This is a genomic window from Bacillus sp. JK62 (assembly GCF_053663455.1).
This window is the reverse complement of sequence record NZ_JBSJQA010000002.1, coordinates 560,288-581,615: the sequence shown is the minus strand read 5'-3', so window position 1 is coordinate 581,615 and position 21,328 is coordinate 560,288. Positions and strand designations below refer to the sequence as shown.

The 21,328-nt window shown below is 48.2% G+C and carries 9 protein-coding genes; 2 read left to right on the top strand and 7 right to left on the bottom strand.

Annotated features, from left to right (window positions below; translation table 11 throughout):
• Positions 1-16: 16 nt before the first annotated feature.
• Genes ACWJJ4_RS08150 through fabD form a run of 6 tightly spaced genes read right to left on the bottom strand, consistent with a single transcriptional unit; the run spans position 17 to position 18,323 of the window.
• Entirely contained in the window at positions 17-12,595 is a 12,579-nt protein-coding gene (locus ACWJJ4_RS08150; RefSeq protein ID WP_454021563.1) for an SDR family NAD(P)-dependent oxidoreductase, read from the bottom strand.
• A gap of 39 nt (positions 12,596-12,634) precedes the next feature.
• A complete protein-coding gene (locus tag ACWJJ4_RS08145; protein WP_003153268.1) occupies positions 12,635-13,372 on the bottom strand; it encodes an SDR family oxidoreductase in 738 nt (245 codons plus the stop codon).
• A gap of 14 nt (positions 13,373-13,386) precedes the next feature.
• Complete coding sequence (locus ACWJJ4_RS08140; protein WP_077722568.1) at positions 13,387-14,751, bottom strand: long-chain fatty acid--CoA ligase; 1,365 nt, start codon at positions 14,749-14,751, stop codon at positions 13,387-13,389.
• On the bottom strand, positions 14,748-15,020 hold the full coding sequence (locus ACWJJ4_RS08135) for an acyl carrier protein (protein WP_003153264.1): 273 nt from the start codon (positions 15,018-15,020) through the stop codon (positions 14,748-14,750). Before ACWJJ4_RS08135 ends, ACWJJ4_RS08140 begins: the two co-directional genes overlap by 4 nt.
• A gap of 24 nt (positions 15,021-15,044) precedes the next feature.
• A complete protein-coding gene (locus ACWJJ4_RS08130; RefSeq protein WP_014418317.1) occupies positions 15,045-16,025 on the bottom strand; it encodes an LnmK family bifunctional acyltransferase/decarboxylase in 981 nt (326 codons plus the stop codon).
• A gap of 39 nt (positions 16,026-16,064) precedes the next feature.
• Positions 16,065-18,323: an ACP S-malonyltransferase gene (fabD, locus tag ACWJJ4_RS08125; protein WP_454021562.1), complete on the bottom strand. Its 2,259-nt coding sequence runs from the start codon at positions 18,321-18,323 to the stop codon at positions 16,065-16,067.
• 734 nt (positions 18,324-19,057) lie between these two features.
• Between fabD and loaP the strand changes: the two genes are divergently transcribed.
• The gene (gene loaP / locus ACWJJ4_RS08120; protein ID WP_003153257.1) at positions 19,058-19,588 is read left to right on the top strand and encodes an antiterminator LoaP; all 531 of its coding nucleotides are present in this window, start codon (positions 19,058-19,060) and stop codon (positions 19,586-19,588) included.
• A 342-nt stretch (positions 19,589-19,930) separates the two neighbouring features.
• Here the strand turns inward: loaP and ACWJJ4_RS08115 are convergent, their stop codons facing one another.
• Positions 19,931-20,809, bottom strand: coding sequence for a LysR family transcriptional regulator (locus ACWJJ4_RS08115; RefSeq protein WP_102422725.1), 879 nt, complete (start codon positions 20,807-20,809; stop codon positions 19,931-19,933).
• A 138-nt stretch (positions 20,810-20,947) separates the two neighbouring features.
• Between ACWJJ4_RS08115 and ACWJJ4_RS08110 the strand changes: the two genes are divergently transcribed.
• Entirely contained in the window at positions 20,948-21,271 is a 324-nt protein-coding gene (locus ACWJJ4_RS08110) for a GlpM family protein (RefSeq protein WP_015240166.1), read from the top strand.
• Positions 21,272-21,328: the final 57 nt, after the last annotated feature.

Genomic DNA, 21,328 nt, shown 5'->3' with positions numbered 1-21,328 from the left:
GGTTTCCTCCATTACGCTAATCCCTGTAAAAACCGATCGTTCTTTTTACAGCGGCTTCTATGCTTATTTCGTTTTTCTCCAATTCATCAAGCAGGCGCTCATAAGTCTCAAGCGGGGACGTATCAGTCTCGTAAGTCTCCCGGTGCCTTATATGCTGCGCACTGGGCGGTATCCAGCAATGTGTTTTCGCAAAAGGATAGACGGGCAGGCTGACTTTTTTCGGTCTTTCGTCCGGATATAATTTATTCCAGTCGACATGCAAGCCTTGCACCCATAATTTTGCAAGCATTGCATACTTTCCTGCTTCAATCCATTGATCTACGGCCCCGCTCATTTCTGCGTTGTCCGTCATCTCTGTAAACAGCTGTTTCATCGCTTTGTTCCGGCCTGTAAAGAAATTCTGCCCCGTCTCCTTGCCGCTGAGGAAATCATTCAGCGCGTTCGTAAGCTCTTCTTTTGTTTCAGCAATGACGGCAAGGCGCTCTTCCATTTCATCCCGGCCAAGCTGAAGCGTATAAGCGATATCCGCAAGAGCTCCGTCAGCTGAATGTGACTTTTCCAAATATCTGCGCAGCTGTTCCGCACGTTCCTTCAGCTGTTCCGCCGTCTTTGCCGAGAGAATGAATAAGGACGGCTGAAGTTCACCGGCCGTCCATTGTTTCTCTTCAACAGGAGAAACATATTCTTCGAGCACGACATGAGCATTGACACCGCCAAATCCGAACGAGCTGACACCCGCTCTCCGCGGCAGTTCATTTCCGCTATCATCAGTCGCCGCTTTCCACGGCTGAGTGTCGCGGACGAAATAAAACGGGCTTCCGTCTAGGCTGATATACGGATTAACGGTTTCACAATGCAGACTTTTAACGAGCGTTTTGTGCTGCATCTGCAAAATAATTTTTAAAAGCCCGGCCATGCCGGCGGCAAGCTCTGTGTGGCCGATATTCGTTTTGACGGAACCGAGGCCGCAATGAGGCTGCTCGGGTGCCGTTACTCCGGCTTTCTGATAAAGCGCTGCAAAAGCCGCTTTGAGTCCGTTGATTTCTATCGGATCTCCGAGCGCCGTTCCCGTGCCGTGGGCTTCAATATAACTCACTGTACGGGGGTCGATGTTCGCTTGCTGATACGCTTTTATCATAACTTCTGTCTGTGCTTTCGGATTCGGCGATGTAAGGGAAGCCGCCCTTCCGCCATGATTTTCCGCCGTTCCGCGGATAACGGCATAAATATGGTCGCCGTCACGTTCCGCATCGGATAATGTTTTCAAAACAATCATGCCGGCACCTTCAGCTCTGACATACCCGTCCGCTTGATCAGAAAATGTTTTGCAGCGCCCGTCTTCACTGAGCATTCCTGCTTTATTAAAGCTGATATGCATATCCGGCGACACAATAGCATTGACGCCTCCTGCAATCGCGATGCCGCAGTCTCCGGCCTGAATTGCCCTGACCGCACGGTGAACAGCGACCAATGAGCTTGAACAGGCGGTTTCAATCGGTTCGCTCGGCCCATGTATATTCAGAAAATAGCTCATGCGGTTCGGACCGATTGACGGAACCGTCCCGGCGGCGGAAGAACCCTCAATCTCTATATGGAACTTTGAAGCTTCCTGGGCGTAACCGCTGTTTGCCGTGCCTGCAAAAATGCCTGTATTTGTACCTGACAGGCTTTTGGCAGAGCAGCCGGCATCTTCAATCGCTTTCCATACATGCATCATTAAAAGTCTTTGCTGAGGATCCATCATTTCGGCTTCATGCGGAGAAATACCGAAAAATAATGGATCAAATTGAGCGGTTTCATCAATGAAGCCGCCCCACTTTACATTGCTCGCATTTTTATCTTTCTGCGGGTCTCCGTAATACTGTCTCCAGTCCCAGCGCCCCGGCGGTATTTCAGAAATGCAGTCTTTTTCTCCGGCTAAATTCTCCCAAAACATTTCCGGATTTTCAGCCATTGGAAATGCACAGCTGATTCCGATTATCGCCACGGGCTCTTCAGGTGCAGCTGCGGTTTTTGTTTTAGGAAGGCGGGACGGAATCGAGAATGGCTCCGTCTTCATTTTTTTACGCTCAACCGGTTTCTCCGTTTCTGTTTCTTCCTGTGAGCCGAATGTATCCGGATGTTCCGTCAGCAAGTATTGGGCAAAACTAAAGACTGTCGGGTATTCAAAAAACACGGCCGGTGTCAGTTCAAGTCCATACATTTTATTTAGTTCATTTGCAAACTGCGTGAATGAAACCGAATCAAAGCCATAATCTCTCATCTCTGATTCAGCATCTATTTCTTCTTCTTTCACCTTCAGAATGCCTGATATCATATGTTTGAGTTCCGCTTGTACTTTATTTGGCAGATGGACGCGGGTCTTCCTTGACACATGAATGCTACGTGACGGTTCCGACGCTTCAGACATCAGGTTTTTTCGAATCCGTTTCTTATCGCCTTCTGCCACCATGACCTGGTGTTCTCCGGAGGCAAAAGCGGCGTAAAGCGCCTGGATGCCTGAGGCCGATCGCATGGCTTTCATTCCGGTCTGTTCATACATCAGCCGTTCGGTCTCTTTGTCCACGCGCATACCGCCTTCTTCCCAAAGCGGCCAGTTGACGGACAGGGTCTGCCCGCTCCGCTTGTTGTCCCGCACGAGACGATTTCGGCGGGCTGCATAAACATCCATAAATGCGTTGGCTGCCGCATAACCGGCCTGTCCCGGATTTCCCATGCCTCCCGCCAAGGAAGAAAACAGAATGAAAAAGTCCAGCCGCACATCTTTCGCTGCTTCATCAAGATTGATAAGCCCTTTCACCTTCGGCGCCATGACGGTCTTCCGTTCGTTTTCTGTCTGGTTCAGAATGTAGTTGTCGGCGATCACGCCGGCGCCGTGAATGATCCCGTCGAGTGTTCCGTGCTCCTCCTGTATGCCGCGGACGAGGGCGATAACCGCCGCCCTGTCTGTCACGTCAACCGGTTGATACAATACGCGGGCACCCGACGCTTCCAAGCGCCGTAAGCGGGCGGAGCGCTCTTCATCTAGCGCTTCCGCCCTTCCCGTTAATATGAGGACGGCGTTTTTGACGCGGGAGGCTATTTCTTCAGCGAAAATCAGTCCGATGCCGCCCGCTCCCCCGGTGAGGAGGTAAACCCCTTCGTCTTTCCACGGAACGGCGCCGCTTTGAGAGGCCGGCAGGTGACGCCAGTTTCTGACGAAACGTTTGCCGGCTTCATAACGGATTTCCGCTTGTTCAGGATGCGCCCGGTTTTCTTTCAGCTTGGCAAGAAGCGCTGATGCTGACTCGTCCGGATCGGCTTGGATGACTTGGCCGTACAGCTTCGGATGTTCAAGGTGAGCCGTTTTCAGAAAAGCGGCCAGCCCCGCCAATACATTGTCTTCCCCCCTGTCGGGGACAAGAAGCTGGATCAGCGTTTTTTCCTTCTGTTTTTCTTTGATAAGACGCTTGACGATCGCTGACAGCTCCGCCGCGCAGGCGTCATAACGATCTTCAATCGGACCTTCGCCGTCAGCCGCACATACGGCGCCGCTGTCTTCAGCGTTCATTCCGCCATACAGCGTTACGTATCTGAAAGACTCTTCTTGTCCGCCGCCTTCATCCGGCGGTGATTCCTGCCACTTTGGCTGAAGCAAGAGCGGTTTTCCCTCCGTTTCCTCCTCCAGAAAACGGGCGGTGAGCCCCGTCAATCGGACACATACCTCGCCGTTTTCATCACACAGCTCAATATGATAGGCGCCGTCCGCTGAGGAAAGCATCGCCCACATCGTCTCCCGGCACGCAGAAAACACCTGCATATCTTGGAGGGCAAACGGCAGAAACGGCCGTCCGGACGCGGAACCGTCTGAGAGCACGAGACCGATAGAAGCCTGAAGGGCGGCGTCCAGCATGCTCGGATGCAGGATGAACGGCTCCTTTTCTTCGCGGACGGACGGCGGAAGAGTGAGCTTCGCGAGCACTTCTCCGCTTCCTGCATAGACGGCGTCAATCGCCTGATGAGACGGTCCGTAGGTGATGCCGAGACTGTCGAATGCTTCATAGCACTCAGCCTTTGACATGCGCCGGCCGCCGCAGCGCGCCTGAACCGCCTCCACATCGAGTACCGGAGCACGCTCCGTCTCTTCGAGCACGGCCTTTCCCTGGAAAAAGACAAGCGGCTCTTCCCCTTCGGCATACGCTTCAAAAGCGATGTCTCCGTTTTCTTCCGGCTGAAGCTTTACATGAAGCGTCACGCCTTCAGAAAGCGCCGTCACCGGGCGAAGCCAAACGATCTGTTTGAGCCGGACACCCGCTTTCCCGCCCGGCAAGTCCTCAGCGGCAAGCGTAACGGCGGCCCGGGCCATTTCTAAAGCAGCCGCGCCCGGAAGCACCGGTTTTCCATTGACGATGTGATCGGCAAAAAACGGTTCACGCCCTGAAAAAACAGAAGTAAAGCGCTGGGCGGTAAAGATCGATGTATTCGCGTGGAGCAGCGGGTGAAGTCTGGCTGCTTTCTCACTTTGCGCTGAGCCTGTTTTGTCAAGTGACACATCAGCTTTTGTGACCCAATATCGGTCTTTGGCAAAAGGGTAAGCCGGGAGACTGATGCGGCCCGGGTTGCGCTGATAAAGAGCTGACCAATCGACGTCAAGTCCTTTAACCCAAAGGTCAAGCAGCTTTCCGTATTTCCCTTTTTTCAGCCAGGCATTTATGGTAAGCGCCATATCTTCATCAGAAGTGAGCGAAGCCGCCAATGAATGATGTTTGGCTGTCCTGCCCCGCCAGATATGAGCATGTTCGATATTATGATCGTTTGAGAAACTCCTAAGCTTCATTTTCAGTTCTTCTATCGACTCGGCCGTAAATGCAAGCCGCTCAGCCATCGGTTCTCTTCCCGCCTGAAGCGTGTAAGCGATCTTGGCCAAATCCCCGTCAGAACGTTTTTTTCTTATGACATCATCCAGAAGCTGGCGGGCGCGCTCTTTCAATTGCTGCTCATTTCGTGCTGATAAAATAATAACAGCCGGTTTTTGCGGAGAAACAGACGCGTTTTCCATTGGTTTCAGGCTGTCAGACGGCACATATTCCTGAATGATGACATGCGCGTTTGAACCTCCTGCTCCAAATGAGGAAATACCGGCAATTCTCGGATATTCTTTCATTTCACCCGTGATATTTAAGACAGGTCGTTTCCATTCCGTTTCTTTTTGCTGTACGAAAAACGGAGTGTGCTCAAACTCAATATTCGGATTCAATTCCGCCGCATGCAATGAAGGGGCAATCCTCTTATGTTTCAATTGGAGAAGCAGTTTGGTGATTCCCGCAATCCCGGCAGCGCTTTCTAAATGTCCGATATTTGATTTAATTGAACCGATGGAACAAAACTGCCGGTCTTCTGTTGTCAGGCGAAAAGCTTTCGTTAACCCGTCGATTTCAATCGGATCACCGAGCGCAGTGCCCGTTCCGTGGGCTTCCAAGTAACTGACCGTTCTCGGGTGAATGTCTGTCCGTTTCAACGTCTCTGCGATCAGATCAAACTGCGCTTTCGGATTCGGCACCATATAAGCGTTTGTCCTGCCTGCTGCGTTCAGCATGCTTCCTTTGATAACGCCGTAAATATGATCGCCGTCTTTCTCCGCTTGAGCAAGCGGCTTTAACACAATCGCCCCTACTCCTTCACCGTCAACAAAACCGTCCGCCCTGTCTCCGAAAGATTTGCATTTATCACCGGGAGACAGCATTGAAAAAGCGGACAGCCGCTCATAGTGAGCCGGATCAACGATAAGATTGACTCCGCCGGCAATCGCTGTTTCACTCATTCCGCTTCGCAGGCTTTCTGCAGCGAGATGGACAGCTGTTAAAGAAGAAGAGCAGGCTGTATCCACTGCCATACTCGGCCCTTGAAAATTGAACAAAAACGATACTCTGTTTGCGATAGACCAGTCGCTGGGAACTGTCGGGTAATTGCTGTTCATCACACCGACAAAGACTCCGATTTTCCGGCTGTCACATAGCGTGGCCGGGGTGTACCCCGCATCTTCAATGCTTGAATAAGCAGTCTGCAGAAACAACCTTTCCTGCGGGTCCATCCTTTCAGCTTCCGCGGGAGATATACGGAAAAACAGCGGATCAAATTTATCAATGTCATCGAGGAAACCGCCCCATTTTGAATAAATGGACCCCCATTTTCCGCGTTCCTCGTTATAAAACGTTTTCCAGTCCCAGCGATCTTTCGGCACTTCAGTAATAGAATGCCTGCCGGCTTTTACATTTTCCCACAGCTCATCAACGTGATCGGCGCCCGGATACCGGCCTGACAGACCGATGACAGCGATATCCTGGATATAGGGATCTCCGTTTGTCCTGCTGCCTTCCTCGTTTTGAGGAATTACATTCAGGTTATCTGTGTGATCAGACAGTTGCTCCTCACGCACACCCATTGCTTTCATAAATGCTCCCCGCTGAGAAAGAAGCAGGTAATCCGCGATTTCTTCTATCGTCTGATATTCAAAAAAGAGGGTGCTGGTCATTTGGTCAAACACGTTACGAAAAGCATTTGTGAGCCTGACGACCAGAATAGAATCCAAACCGTATGCGGTTAAGGAAACCGACGGATCCATTCTCCCGCTCGGAATCTTCAGCGTTTTTCCTATTAATTCCGTCAGATATGTGATGCCCCGTTCTCTTACGTTTGGAATCGGCGCGGCGCTTTCTGCGGGAGCCTGCATCCGTCCGGCGTTTTCAGGATGAGCCCGTCCATTCCCGAATTGCCGCTCGAGCGCTTCTTTACGGGAAGACAGAAAGTAATCAGCAAGCTCATCAATGGTTTGATATTCAAAAAACAAAGTGCTGCTGACAGAACCGAAGACGTCTTTTAACGCGTTGGTCAGTCTGACGGCCAGTATGGAATCCAATCCGTATGCGGTTAAAGGTTCATGGGATAAAAGACGATGCGCCGGCACTTTAAGCGCTTCACCGATTACCTTCTTCATCAGTTCAACGCTTTTTTCTCTCAAGCTGAAATGCAATGTATCATCCGAAAGACCATCTGCGTCATACGGACGGCGCTCCGGTTTTTCTTCTGACGCCTGCGGGAGGGCAAGCCTGACCGTTCCGTCACTTTCAGCCGCTATAATCTGCTGTCCCAAGTCGTGTGCGGCTTCAGCCGGAAACAGAGGATGGACGAATCCTTCAAGTGAAAGCGCTTCCGCCCAGCCGGCCGGCTCAACCCCCGGACAGCCCGGAATCCGTAAATCATGATCCTCATACAGCCACCAGCCTTCAAGAAGGCCGAACGTCACATGGTTGAATATGGTGCGGCTGTTGATCTCATTTATAAACAGCTGGCCGTTTTTTTGCAGCATTGCTTTCGCATGGCGCAGCGTAGAGCGGATATTTTTTGTCGCATGAAGCACATTGGTCGCGATCACCGCGTCATACGTGCCGATGTCCGGCACTTCTGTTGATACCGGCTGCTCAGCGTTGAATATTTTATAAGTGATATAAGGATATTCCGGACCGAATACGTCTTCTGCATGTAAAAGAAATGCTTTAGAAATATCCGTGAAACAATATTCGGCAATATGCGCTTCATACGGTTTCAATTTTCTCATGACCGCGGCGCTCGTCCCGCCCGTTCCGGCTCCGATTTCTAAAATGCGGATTTTCGCCTGCGGGTCTTTTTCCAGACGCTCCCGCAAAATTGCAATCAATGTGTCAGCAAGCTTGTCATTGAAAAAATCAGAAATGATATTATTGCGGTAAATGCCTTCCACAAGACGGAAGGAGGAGTCAGGGAACATCACTTCCGTTGCCGGAAGCTTACCGGTTAAAATGTCTGGAAGCACACGCAATGTCTCTTCTGCCAATCTGACATGCGCCCTCATGTCTTTCTGGCGCAGCCAAGTCACTTTTTTCCGCTCCCATTCCTCCCACACCTCCCCTAGATCCGTTTTTTCCGGAGCAAGCGCTAATTCAGTCAGGAAGACAAAGCTCTCTTTCAGCCATCTGCTGTATTGTTCCGTTATGCCGGCAGCCGATTGAAATAACGGCAAAGTCTCATCAAGCCTTGCGCCCATCTCATAAAGGGTTGATACAAGTATTTTTTCAATGAGGGATTCCATCTCTCTCATGCAGCTCATGACATTTGATGCTTTTACCCGCTCAGCTTCGTCATTCTGCGTGATGTTAACCGCTAATTGTCCGAGTGCGGAAGGAATCTTTTCCGGATAAACCGTTACTTGTTCTTTCAGATCATCTTTCATAAAAACCGGATCTGTCGTTTTGATCAGCGCCAGCTGGTCATAAGGTCCCGAAAGCAGGGTTTCCAGCGTTTTCATCGCTTCGGGCGCCTCAATAGAAGCGATTCCGTCCCGCTCCATCCGTTTCCGGTATTGTTCTGAAGCGACAACGCCGACACTTCCCCAAAAGCCCCAATTGACAACCTTTACGGCATACGGCGCTTTTTGTGAGATCCGCTTAGCAAAAGCGTCTTTAAACGTGCACCCGGCGGCATAATTGCTCTGTCCCGGCGCTTTTTGAAACGACATCATCGAAGAGAAAAACAGCAAGAAATCCAGCGGTTCCCCTTCAGCTACCCGGGCAATCTGCAAGCTGACATCAGTTTTTGCAGAAAGTGAAGCGCGGAACTGCTCCTCTTCCATATTGGCAAAACTTCGGTCTGATAACACGATGGCGGAATGAATGATTCCGCGCACCTTTCCATGTTCCTTCACAATGGTGTCATACGCCCGCTTGAGAGAATCATAATCCGCAGCATCCGCGCTGAAATATTGCGGTGCGGGGCCTAAAGCCGCAAGTCTTTTCAGCTTTCTTTCAATCTGTGTATCTTTTTTCCGTCTCCCGATCCAGACAATTTTCGCCTGATAGGTCTGAATCATATATTCAGTCCATACTTCTCCTATTCCGCCTGCTCCGCCGATAATTACATAAACCCCGCCGTGCCGGTATAATGAAGGCTCATCTGCATGAGGCCGGCAGACGGCCAATTGCTGGCGGTGCCACTGACCTGCACGTAAAACCCACGGATTTCCCTCGGGGTCCGCCGGTAAAGAGAAGATATCGGGAAGATGCCGGTCTCCCCTTTGAGATTCCAAATCAAAAAGCCGGATGCTCCAATTGCTGTATTCTTTTGCGAGCGATCCCGCTAATCCGTGTATGCTTGCATGACTCGGGTTGACCTCATCATGTTCATGAATCGGCTGTGCTTGAAACGTGCAGATTGTCAATGATAGTTGTTCCGTGTCAAAATTCAGGAGCAGAAGCGATTTTACCAGCCGGAAAAGCTGCATGACCCCGTGCTCCTGTCCGTCGGCCGTATCCGCATCATAAACGGATGGAATCGGATGATCCGGCGCCGCCCATATCATGTGTTGAAAAGAGCCTTGCGCTTTCAGTGTTTCAGCCATTTGTTCCGCGCTGTCCAAAGAAGTGATGTCCGGAAAACGGACATCGGAATACATCTCTTTCAAAGCCTGCTGAAAATCCGGCCCGCCCCCGATGACGATTATTTTTTCTTCACGCATGAAAGACATGCCGGTTTCCGGAATGGTGACGGTGTTCCAAACCGGTGTCATAAGCAATTCCTTTTCACGGCTTTTCTTCGGCGTGAAGCCGGCTTTTTGGTTAAACCCGGCGCTTTCCTGCACCTCTTTTATGATAAAATCTTTCACTGCCGCCAGCAGCACGCCGCGCTCATCACAAATATGCAAATCAAATTGGTGAACGGAGGCCGCTTTTACCTCCGCATGCACAAATACGGTTTTCGCTAACGGTTTAAGCAGCTGTATTTCTCCGAAGGAAAACGGTACGATAAGCGCAGGCTCTTTTTGAAATTGCAGCACATGCGCCATTGCGGTTTGAACAGCGCCATCCATTAAGGACGGGTGCAGGATGTACTGTTTAAAATCGGCTTCCAAGTGTGACGGGAGCGTTAATTTGGCCAGTGCTTTCCTTTCTGTATAAGAAAATTCGCGGATGACCTGAAAACTGTCCTTTTGCACGATTCCCGCCTCAGAGAACGAGTGATAGATGTCTTTCGGCTCCGTTCTCTGCGAAAATAACGCCGGGAGCTGAAAGACCTGGGCCTCAAAAGGCGCTCCTTTTTCTTTACAAATCACTTCTCCTTGCGAAAAGAGAGTGCCGGCCGCTCCTTTTTCCTTAATGACATAGCTTATACGCTCTTTTTCCGCTTCAAACTCTATCATGACGGATCTTGGGTCTGTCCCTGTCACAATCGGTTCCATGTACCACACATTTTGGAGAGAGACGGCCGGGCGTTCTCCCCACAATGCCGCGCCGTATGCCGCCATTTCCAGATGACAGACTCCGGGGAGCACATATTTTTCGTTCACTAAATGATCTTTAAAGAAATATTCATCCTTGGAAAATATCTTTTGAAACGTCCCTTTCCGGGCGGATGAAACATTCTCATCTAGCAGAGGATGCAGCGCTTCACGCCTTTTGGTATTTTGGAGCTTTTTTGTATACCGCTTTTTTTGATCGGTCAGCCAGGACGTTTCCTTTAAAAACGGATACGTAGGAAGCGGAACTTTCTGATACGGCGTCTCCGGCTTTTTGCAACCTTGAAAGCCTTTCACCCACAGCGCGGCAAATTTTTCAGGATCTGAAACGGATTGGCCTGAAACGTCCGGCCGCCCGGGTGACGCTTTTCCGAAGTAAATATGCCTGCCGCCGCTGTGACCGCTCACAAATCCGTCCAATCGCTGTTTCAGCTCAGAAAGGGATGATGCGATTACCGCAAGCCGGAAGGAGAAAGGCTCTCTGCCTGACAATAGGGTGGCAGCGATATTTTCCAGGCTGTATCCGCCGGCAGAAGGCGAGTTTTCCAATCGGGCAAGAAAGGAGCTCAATTTCCCGGCATATTCTTTCAGCTGCTGTTCGGAATGTGCGCTTAGTACGACGGCATGCGGTTGTTGCTCAGTATTCCCGTCCGCTTGCCGTTTTGGCTGATAAGCACCTACGATCAGATGGGCATTAGAGCCTCCTGCGCCGAACGAACTGATTGCGGCGATTCTCGGTTTATCTCCTTCAGCCGGCCACGGACGGTTGTTTCGAACGACATAAAATGGCGAATCAGAAAAAGAAATCTTGCGGTTCAGTTCCTCGGCGTGCAGACTGGCGGGAAGCGTTTCATGTTTCATGCTTAAAAGCACCTTGATTAAACCGGCGATCCCTGCAGCCGCTTCCAAATGTCCGATATTGGATTTCACCGAGCCGATTCCGCAGTCATTTTTCTCATCGGCCTGTTTCTCAAATGCCATAGACAGACCGCGTATCTCAATCGGATCGCCGAGTGCCGTGCCGGTACCGTGAGCTTCAATGTAGCTGATATCCGCCGGACTTACCGCGGCTCTGTTTATAGCGGATAAAATCAGGTCCCGGTGCGCTTCCGGATTCGGCACCGTATACCCGGTCGTTTTGCCGCCGTGGTTAGTGGCGGACCCCTTAATGACACCGTAGATGTGGTCGTTGTCCGCAATCGCTTTTTTCAATGGTTTTAACAAAACGGCTCCCGCGCCTTCACCGGGCACGTAACCGTCTCCGCCTTCACCGAAACTGCGGCATTTTCCTTCAGAAGACAGAAAATGCGATTGGCTTAAAAACATGTATTTTTGCGGATGTAAGCTGAGGTTGACGCCTCCGGCCAGCGCCATTTCACAGTCGCCCGACATAATGGCCTGACAAGCCTGATGGACGGCGACAAGCGATGAAGAACACGCCGTATCAACAGCGATGCTCGGTCCATGGAGATCAAGGAAATAAGAAACCCGGTTCGGAATCCCCCAATATAAGGAGCCGGGGCCTTTATACTGATCTTTGAGGAAACCTTCTTCGTGTGCAATTAATGAATATTCATTCCAGGTCACTCCGGCGAATACACCGATTTGATCCGTCGGCCTCGCCGCCGGGTTCCCGTAACCGGCATCCTCCATCGCTTCCCAGCAGCACGTGACATACAGTTTTTGCTGAGGGTCCATTAAATCAGCTTCCCACGGGGAAACAGAAAAAAACAGCGGGTCAAATCGATCCGGACGATCAATAAAACCTCCCCATTTACTGTATGACGCGTATTCTGCCGTTTTCTCTTCCGAGTAATAAGAGCTGTCCCATCTGTCCTCAGGGATTTCGGAGACACAATCTTTATTTTCCATTAAATTGTCCCAAAAATCATGCTGGTTTTCCGCTTTCGGAAACATCCCGCTCATTCCGATAACCGCAATATCAGAACTCCTGTCCGTTCCCGGTTCGGGCACCTTTTCAGCCGCCTGTACAGGAAGCACTTCTTCCTGCCGGCTTCCCATATCAGGCTCCGTTTCTTTGAATTCAAGAACGCTTTCGGGATTTCGTTTCTGCGTACTTAAAAACTCACTCAATTTCTCAATGTTCGGATATTCAAACAGCAGCGTTTCAGAAAGGCCGGTAAATTCTTTATGCAATATGGTCATGATTTCTTCACTGATGAGAGACGTCACGCCAAGAGTAAAAAAAGCGGTTTTATCTTCTGCTTCGGTCACCTCGGCACCCAGCTTTTCCGCTATTACCGTTCTTAAAAATTCGTTAATACATTTCATGAGGATACCATCCCTTGTACAAAAGAATTTTTCTGTGCTTTAACAAGTTAATCCGCCGTCTATCGCCATTGTCTGTCCGGTCATAAAGGACGATTCAGGAGAAAGCAGGAAACGAACGAGTCCGGTCATATCGTCTGTTTCGCCTAAACGCCCCATCGGCGTCCTTCTGATAATCTGCGATTTTTGTTTTTCCGGCATATTTTTCGTCATATCGGTGTCCACAAAACCGGGCGCAAGTGAATTGACACGGATTCCTTTGGACCCGAGCTCCCTGGCCAGACTTCGCGTCAAGCCGTCAAGAGCCGCTTTGGATGCGCTGTAGACTGAAGTGCCTTTAAATCCTCTTGAACCGATAATGGAGCTTATGTTAACGATTGATCCGGAATTTTGTTTCAGCATGACCCGGGAAACGTTTCGGGTCAGCTTGATGACTGAACCGATATTCAGATTGAGGATGCGGTCAATGTCTTCATCATTGGTCAGGGGCAGCAGCTGATCAAGGTTCAAACCGGCGTTATTGACCAAGCCGTCTATTCTGGAAAACTTGCGGTATACTTGAAGAACAAACTGTTTCATGGCGGCATCATCCGCCGCATCCGCCGCTTCCCAATAAAAGCGGTCACGGTACTTTTCACTCTCTCTCAATGTGTTAATAAAATCAGATTCACTGCGGCTGAAAGCGGCTACTTTGTAATTCTCATCCAAAAGCGCCTGTACAATCGCTTTTCCGAGCCCCCGGCTACCTCCGCTGACGACCGCTACTTTTCCGTTATTCATATTTGCCTCCTGTTTTACACGTTTCTTATTTTTTTAAATCGGTCATTAGACAGTTTCCGATCTGTAACAGAGATGATCTGCGGTATCTGATATGGCTGCAGCTTCTGTCTGCAATGAGCTACGGCCCGCTTTCTGAAAGATTTGATATCTTCCTCTTTTTCAAGCACGGCCTCTGCCGCGACAATCTCGCCCGTAATCGGATTTTTTCGGCCCGTTATGAGAACATCCCGGACATTCGGTATCTCCAGAAAGACGCTTTCCACCTCTGCCGGAAACACTTTCTCTCCTCCCACATTAATGATTTCACTCTTTCTTCCGAGAATTCTTATATATTCGCCGTCTGTTTCCACCTGGTCACCGGTGTCGTACCAGCCGTCTTCATCGAAAGGTGAGGGTGCGTTTAAATAGCCGAGCATCGCCGACTCAGAACGGACCCAAAGCGTGCCTCCGGTAATTTTGGTCTCTGTTCCGGCACCGCCTACTTTCATCCAAGTGGATTGGCTGTCTTTTGATTTCGTTGAGAATATACCCAGTTCAGTTAATCCGTATGTTTGTTTCAGCCGTACATCCGGAAACAGCCGGTGAATGCCGCGCAGCGTTGATTGGGGCATCGGTTCTGTGCCGTAAGTGATCAGCTGGAGTGAAGACAGGTTATAGCCGGCATCCGCCTTGGACATCAGCAGCATGTTTAAAAAGGTCGGGGTGGCGGGGAGCACTTGGACAGCATGTTTGTCGACCGCCTGATAAACGGACTCCGGCGTTCTGCTGTCTGATGTGACGATCGTCCCCCCGTTAAACAGAATCGCAAACAGCGTATTAATGCCGCCTATATGATCCAATTTCAGAAAAATGAGCGTACGCAGCGGTTTTCTCTTCGCCGTTTTGTATTTTTCAAGCAGCCGGCCGGCGCTTAACACGGATGCTTTGCTTTTGCCGGAGGTTCCCGATGTGAAAATAATAATGCCTGACTCCCCTCTCTCGCGCAGGTCATCAAGCAGAGGGTGAGAGGCGCTTTCAGAACCTTCACGAAGCGTCCAGCTGTCATTTTCATTTATTTCAATGATTTGATTCACTTTCGCGTCTTCAAACATATCGAGATGCTTCTCCCTTGATTCATTGCTGAGAGGGACAACGATATTTCGGTTTAACAAAAGCGCCATCAGCAAAAAAATGGCGTTCGGGGAATAATCCCCGATAAGCGCCACACATTCTCCTTTACGTATTCCGTTTTGTTCAAGTTCTTTCTGAAAAAAGCTAATTCGTGTCAGCAAATCATCATACGTAAAAGTCTGCCCTTTAAAAATGAGAAACTCACTGTCCTGCGTTTCCCTAAGCTTATCAGTCACCCAGCTGATATCTCCCCTGCTTTCTGTTTTCATGATTGAGCACTGTCCATATATTTTTGATAAATATCACAAATGCTGCCGACGGTTGTAATGCTGGAAATCGTTTCTCCTTGGGAAAAAGGATCTACTCCGGTTTCCATCTCCATCTGTGCGACTAATTGAGCGATATCCAGTGATGAGAAGCCCAGATCCTCTATGACTCTCACATCATCTCCCGCTTCGACGGCCCGATATGACTGCTGTTCTTGAATATCCTGAATAATTTGAGCGATGATCTGCTTCATTTCCTTGGTTTGTTCCATTTGCTTTCAGCTCCATTCTTTATTTTATAAACTTCTGATGACCCGTTTATAATCCGGAATATGATCTTGTGAAGAGGTCGGCACCGCCAGCAGCTTATCCACCTTGGAAATGGCCAGCAATGTATGATTCCTTTTCATATAGACTTCAATCTGATAGCTGATTTTCGCCACTGAGATCATACCGAGGGACTCACCGTGAAAGTCGGGATCGCATTCTTCAATGTGTCCCGTCATATAAATATCAAGCTCTTCATCTGCAAAACAATTTCCGTAATAATACGTCTCTCTTTCAAGCAAAAATAAATGCCGCGCGATTGAAACCGGAAAACCCGGCTTCGACCGGCGCGTCATCCATTCAAATTCCGCCGCATCCATTATCTTGCTGAATTTCGCAAACACCATGGCATGCCCCGGCGCAGCATCCTGATCAACAGGAACCCGATATGAAACGGGGTCCGCTGTTTTGAGGTTGCCCGGCTTCATACCGAAAGCGTCCGTTCTGATTTTCTTTGAGCGCATCAGCGCGTAAGGCGGCTTGGCTAGCTTAGAAAGTTCCGCAATGCATTCAGCCTTCGGCGCTGAGACTTTGCGGGTCGAACCTTCTGTTTGCGTGACGTCGACGACAATTAAACTATTGGCTTTCATAGAAGGAAACCGTCCGCGGTCCCACTCGCTTTTATCAGAGCTGACCGCTCCTTTCGGCCCGAACAAATAATCAGATTCTAATATGGTTTCTCCAAACCGGGAGATATCGACTCCGACGGAAACCTCGTCCCATAATCGGTACTGATCAAGAGGCTTATCTGAAGGAACTTTGAGATGTGTCATAAAATAAGCCGGATACAAAATCAGCCCTTGGTGATCGGCCATCTGATCAGGCCGGAATCCCGTTCCGTCCGTTAAATGGTGACTGTGTGCGTTGCCGAATAACAGCAGCAGCGCGTACTCATTCAAATTCCCTAACCCGACATGGCTCATCGTTAATTCATGATTTTCAATCAGCATGGTAGTCCTCCGCAGAAAAAATGTAATGTCTGGTCATACTCAGCCTGTAATCGATACCAGCCTTTGCGCAAGAAGGCCGGCTGTTTCTTCCATGAGCTGTTTGCCGATCAAGTCGACATGCCTGTTCCTCCAATTTTCAAGCGGGGTTCCTTTCACCCATTGATTAAACGCCCCGAGTGCAGGGCCGCAATGAATTTGGTAATCTATTTTACTTTCGCTTTTTCCTTCCAGAGCGAGTCTCGTCGTATGGGAAAAATACCATTTAAATACCATCGCCATTTTGTGTTTCGGATTCTGTTCGGCTTTGGCGATCTGTTCAGGAGATTTATCACGTTTCAACTGCTCATACACTTCCTCAAAACTGCGCTGGAAATACTTATCTTCAATTAATGTTTTCGTTTTTTCATCTATTTCATCTAAAGAATTGTATTGTCTGTACAAGTCAAAGAGTTTATTGGCTCTTGCCGGGAAAAACAGGCCTTTTTTCAGCACCTGCACCCTTGCCCCCGCTTCAAACATATCTCCCGCGGGAGCGTATGACGTATCCTGCACGTTCGCTTCCTGAAGCAGATCTTTCACTGAATCACTTGTCCCGGCTTCGACCGTGCATTGATTAATAGAACCGGTTCCGATAAATTCGGCGCCGAGCAGAAACGCGGCAGCAGCCGCTTCCGGAGTGCCGATGCCGCCCGCTGCGCCGATTCTTACTTTTTTCGCATACCCGTGCTTCTCCATCATGCGGTCTCTGAGTCTGATCATGGCAGGCATTAATGTATACGGAATCCCTTGGTCGGTATGCCCTCCTGAATCCGCTTCAACGCAAATGTCATCAGCCATCGGAATTTCTTTTGCAAGCGCCGCTTCCCCGGCTGTCAGCCGATTGTCAGACACAAGTCTTTCCAGCACATGAGCCGGAGCCGGATTCAGAAAGGCCTCAGCGACTTCAGGCCGGGATACTTTCGCGATGATTCTGTTTTGAACTGACACCGACCCGTCATGATTCCTGCTTAATCCCTTTGCCCTGTATATCACGAGAGCCGGGGTTATGCCCATAAATGCCGATGCTTCAATAAGATGAATGCCGTTTTTCAAATATAAATCTATCATTCTGACTTCCTTGTCAGGTGACATCATATGATGAAGAAGATTCATTCCGAATGTTTCCCCTTGCCGCAGTGCAGACCGGATGGTTCCGATGGCCTGTCCGATCCGTTCGATACTCAATCCGCCCGTTCCGAAAAAGCCCAGCATTCCCGCTTTTGCCGCTTTAATGACCATCTGTTCCGAAGCAATTCCTCTGTACATGGAGCCCGTCATGTAAGCATATTGGATGTTATAATCTTTTTTAAAATCTTCGTTCCCTAATCTCGATCCCGCCGTTTTTTGTGAATCAGCTGCCGATGCTTTAACATCAGCAGTATCAGACTCTTCTTTCGGCATTGGTAATGGGACGGCATCTTTTTTAATCTGCCGCGTCAGTTTTGTCAGCACTTCCCCGGGCCCGACTTCTGCAATTTCATTATTTTCAAGCCCCATCAGACGGCGTATCGTGTCCGTCCACTTTACCTGATTGGTCATTTGCAAAGTCAGATTTGTTTTGATTTCATCATTCTTATAAGGTGCGGCATGAAGATTTGAAATCACCGGAAAACGAAGAGGCATAAACGCCGTTTCTTCTAAATAATCCGCGAACTCTTTTTCAGCATCTTTCATATAGCGGGAATGGAAGGCGCCGCTCACATTTAAAGGAAGATACATTCTCACGCCGGCTTTTTCAAAGACGGGGCCCGCTTTTTCAATGTCTTGTTTCGTTCCGGCGATCACAATTTGCGTAGGTGAATTGTGGTTAGCGATATCAATGCCGGTCAGATGATAATCGGATAGAACCTCTTTTACTTGTTCAGCCGTAAACCCCAAAACCGCCGCCATGCCTCCGGGAGCTGCCTTGCTCATGAGCTCCCCTCTTTTTTTCACAAGCTGCAAACCGGTCTTAAAATCAAAGCAGCCGGCCGCAAATAACGCATTATATTCTCCTAAACTGTGCCCTGCGGCGTAATCGGGCTCTCTGCCGGACTCTTTAATCTTCTTTAAATAACTGAGTGCACTTACCGTATATAACGCCGGCTGGGTAAATTGCGTTTTCCCCAGCTGATGATTCGGATCCTCCAGACACAATTCTTCTATAGAGTAGCCTAATATGTCATCAGCCTGACGTGTCAGATCTTGAAATTCATCAAACAGCCCGGCTCCCATTCCTTTAAATTGAGAACCCTGCCCCGGGAACACAAACGTAAGCATCTTATCCTCATCCTTTCCGCATCGTCAATTTGAATATCACATGTGGTTCTCAATGCAAAAACGTCTCGCTCATTTCATATATTGACTGGTGTAAACACCGCCATAAAAATAAAAACACAAACGCGTTTGCGATTCAGCACAGGTTTAAAAATCGCAAACGCATTGTGTTTTCCTTTTCTAACATAATTTATATAAAGACATCTTGCTTGTTTACTGAATGTTTCGCATGACAAGCTGCAGTGCCAATATGCCCGAAAACAGCCATGACGGCACACTTCTCCCTTATCATGTATATGTAGATATATACACTGAAATCATTTTTATAATCCCTATTTCCTCTTCAACGTGCCGAAACAGCGATTGAAATTTAATAGGTGCTTTACTTTAATTTAATAAATTTAACAAATAGTTGCTATTTAAAGAGAATAATATCAATTTATAGATAATAATGTCAAGGCTTTATTTCGTTATTTTCTGACATTTATTCCACAGTTTTATGTTCGGTGGACAGTCTGCATAATTGTTTCGGGATAAATGTCAGATAATTCCCTGAACCCTTTTCATGTCAAAGAAAATTCATCACCTCTCTGTCAATTGGGTCTATACTTATTTTTCATTTTCATATATTATGTAAAAAAAAGACGAATTAGAAAATTTTTTAATCACTTTAAATACTATCCATTAAATACTTTCTTTGTATAATAATTTCTTATTATTCTAAGGAGGATCCAGTCATGAAATGGTACGCACTTTTTGTAGAGTCGGGAAAAGAAGAAGCAGTTCAAAAATTTCTGCGTCTGCAGTTTGATGAGCAGGCTCTCTACTCAATCATACCCAAGAAAAAAGTCACAGAACGAAAAGCCGGAATCAAATACGAGGCACTCAAAAAGATGTTTCCGGGATATGTTCTGTTTAAAACAAAGATGACAGAGCGGACATTTCATAAAATCAAAGAACTCCCCATTTCATGCAGAATCGTGAATAACGGCGCATATTATTCCAAAGAGCGCAAAACCTATTTCACGACAATTAAGGATGAGGAAATCCTCCCTATTATCAGGCTGATCGGAGAAGGAGACACTGTAGATTATTCAAAAGTCTATATTGAAAATTCAAAAGTAACCGTTGCCTCAGGGCCTCTTAAAGGAATGGAAGGCATTATTAAAAAGATCGATAAAAGAAAAAGACGCGCCAAAATCTGCCTGTCTTTTATGGGACTGGACAAAATGGTCAACGTCGGAATTGAAGTGCTCTCCAAGCCCTAGCATTTCAAAAAAAGCATCAACAGCATGTGCCGTTGATGCCCTTTTTATATAAACAGACGAAAGCCCGACATCAAAATAACCCCGCTCACCACCGTCACGGTCAGACTTTTTGTTTTCAAGGCATAGTTAACCTGAAGCCGGGCTGCGCCTATGAGACAATCACATTTAGGGGAAGAATCCATTTTAATCAAGAGCGGTGAATTGACGGTTTAGCTTCATGACGAAAACCATGTGCTGACTTCGGGCGGTGCCGCACAGTTATTTTCATTCCTCGGATGAACCGGTGACATATTTTATGCTGGTCTATTATCCTGAACCGGCTTAAACGCATATCAGGCTTCTTCAGACAGAAGCCTGATGGACCGCAACCCATTCTTGTATGCATTGAATCAATTTCTGGACAGAAGGTGTCTGCGTCTCCCTTGCATGAGCTGTCAAAATGCCGAGCTGCCTGGAGACATACCGGTCGAACCGTTTGATGAGCACATCACAATCATTCACCAAAAGCTGCGGCAAGATGCTGATCCCCAGATTGTTCCGCACCATTGCAATAATCGCTTCATCCCCTCTGATTTGATAAGCGACCCGCGGTGTGATCTTTTCTTCCTTCAGCACTTTCAGCACATCAAAATGTGTCTCCGGATAAGGCACGATACATTTGACGGACTCCATGACATGTAACGGAACCGTTTCACATTGCGCCAATTCATGCTGCGGGCTCATCACCGCTACAATCGGGTCCTCGGCCAACGGGTAAAAATGCCACTTCTCGCTGTGGGATGTCCCGATCGCCGCATCAATCCGGTCATCTTTCAGCCATTGTTCCAGCTCAGTAGAATTTCCTTCAAACAAATGCACCTTAATAGAAGGATACAGCTCATTAAATTCCCTCAAAATTTTCGGCAGCCATTTTACCGCCACGCTCGTAACAGTGCCGAGCCGGACTTCCCCTCTTTCTAACCCATTAATATTATCAACGGTTTGAGACAGTTTTTCATAGTTTTTTTGAATTTCCTTCATAATATGTAACACTTTCAAGCCATTTGCGGTGGGCCTCACTCCATGCCGCTGTCTGATCAAAAGCGGAAAACCGTACTCTTCCTCTAATTTACTGATCATTTGGCTGATGTTCGGCTGTGTGTAATTCAATATGGCAGCGGCTTGGGTCAGGCTGCCGCTTTCTACCGTTTTAATAAAGGCTAAATGCTTCTTTAAATCCAACCGGCTTCATCTCCCAGATATCATTCTTTATTATCCAATGCATTAGTTATATTTAGTTTACTTATACATCAATCAAAAATAAAATGGCAATGTCTCCATCATTATACTTGATAACAAACAGAAGGTGAGCGTTTCAGCATGAGTTTTCTCATTCAATTTTTTATCGGCGGCACCGTTATGGTGGCCGCCGCGTATTTAAGCAAGTCGAAATACTTATTTTTATCAGGCGTTATCACCCTGCTGCCGATCATGACGTTATTGAATATTCACTTGCAGCTGAAAAATATGAGCCCCGACGATTTCAGAGCCGCTCAAAAAAACGGAATATTCGGTGCCTTCGGCGCAGTGATCTTCATCAGCAGTATTTTCATCCTGACAAACTGGTTCAAAGGAGGCCACGCAGTCATCGGTGCGTTTCTCATCTATATTTGCTATATGATCGGCTGTAAATGCCTGTTATGAAGATACGGCCACGCTGTGTATAAAAAAATGCCCGTCCAGAACAATAAGAACGATCTG

Excerpts from the sequence above, each read along its gene's own strand:
- ACWJJ4_RS08150 (WP_454021563.1), bottom strand. The coding sequence starts at position 12,595 with ATGAAATGTATTAACGAATTTTTAAGAACGGTAATAGCGGAAAAGCTG.
- ACWJJ4_RS08145 (WP_003153268.1), bottom strand. The coding sequence starts at position 13,372 with ATGAATAACGGAAAAGTAGCGGTCGTCAGCGGAGGTAGCCGGGGGCTC.
- ACWJJ4_RS08140 (WP_077722568.1), bottom strand. The coding sequence starts at position 14,751 with ATGAAAACAGAAAGCAGGGGAGATATCAGCTGGGTGACTGATAAGCTT.
- ACWJJ4_RS08135 (WP_003153264.1), bottom strand. The coding sequence starts at position 15,020 with ATGGAACAAACCAAGGAAATGAAGCAGATCATCGCTCAAATTATTCAG.
- ACWJJ4_RS08130 (WP_014418317.1), bottom strand. The coding sequence starts at position 16,025 with ATGCTGATTGAAAATCATGAATTAACGATGAGCCATGTCGGGTTAGGG.
- fabD (WP_454021562.1), bottom strand. The coding sequence starts at position 18,323 with ATGCTTACGTTTGTGTTCCCGGGGCAGGGTTCTCAATTTAAAGGAATG.
- loaP (WP_003153257.1), top strand. The coding sequence starts at position 19,058 with ATGAAATGGTACGCACTTTTTGTAGAGTCGGGAAAAGAAGAAGCAGTT.
- ACWJJ4_RS08110 (WP_015240166.1), top strand. The coding sequence starts at position 20,948 with ATGAGTTTTCTCATTCAATTTTTTATCGGCGGCACCGTTATGGTGGCC.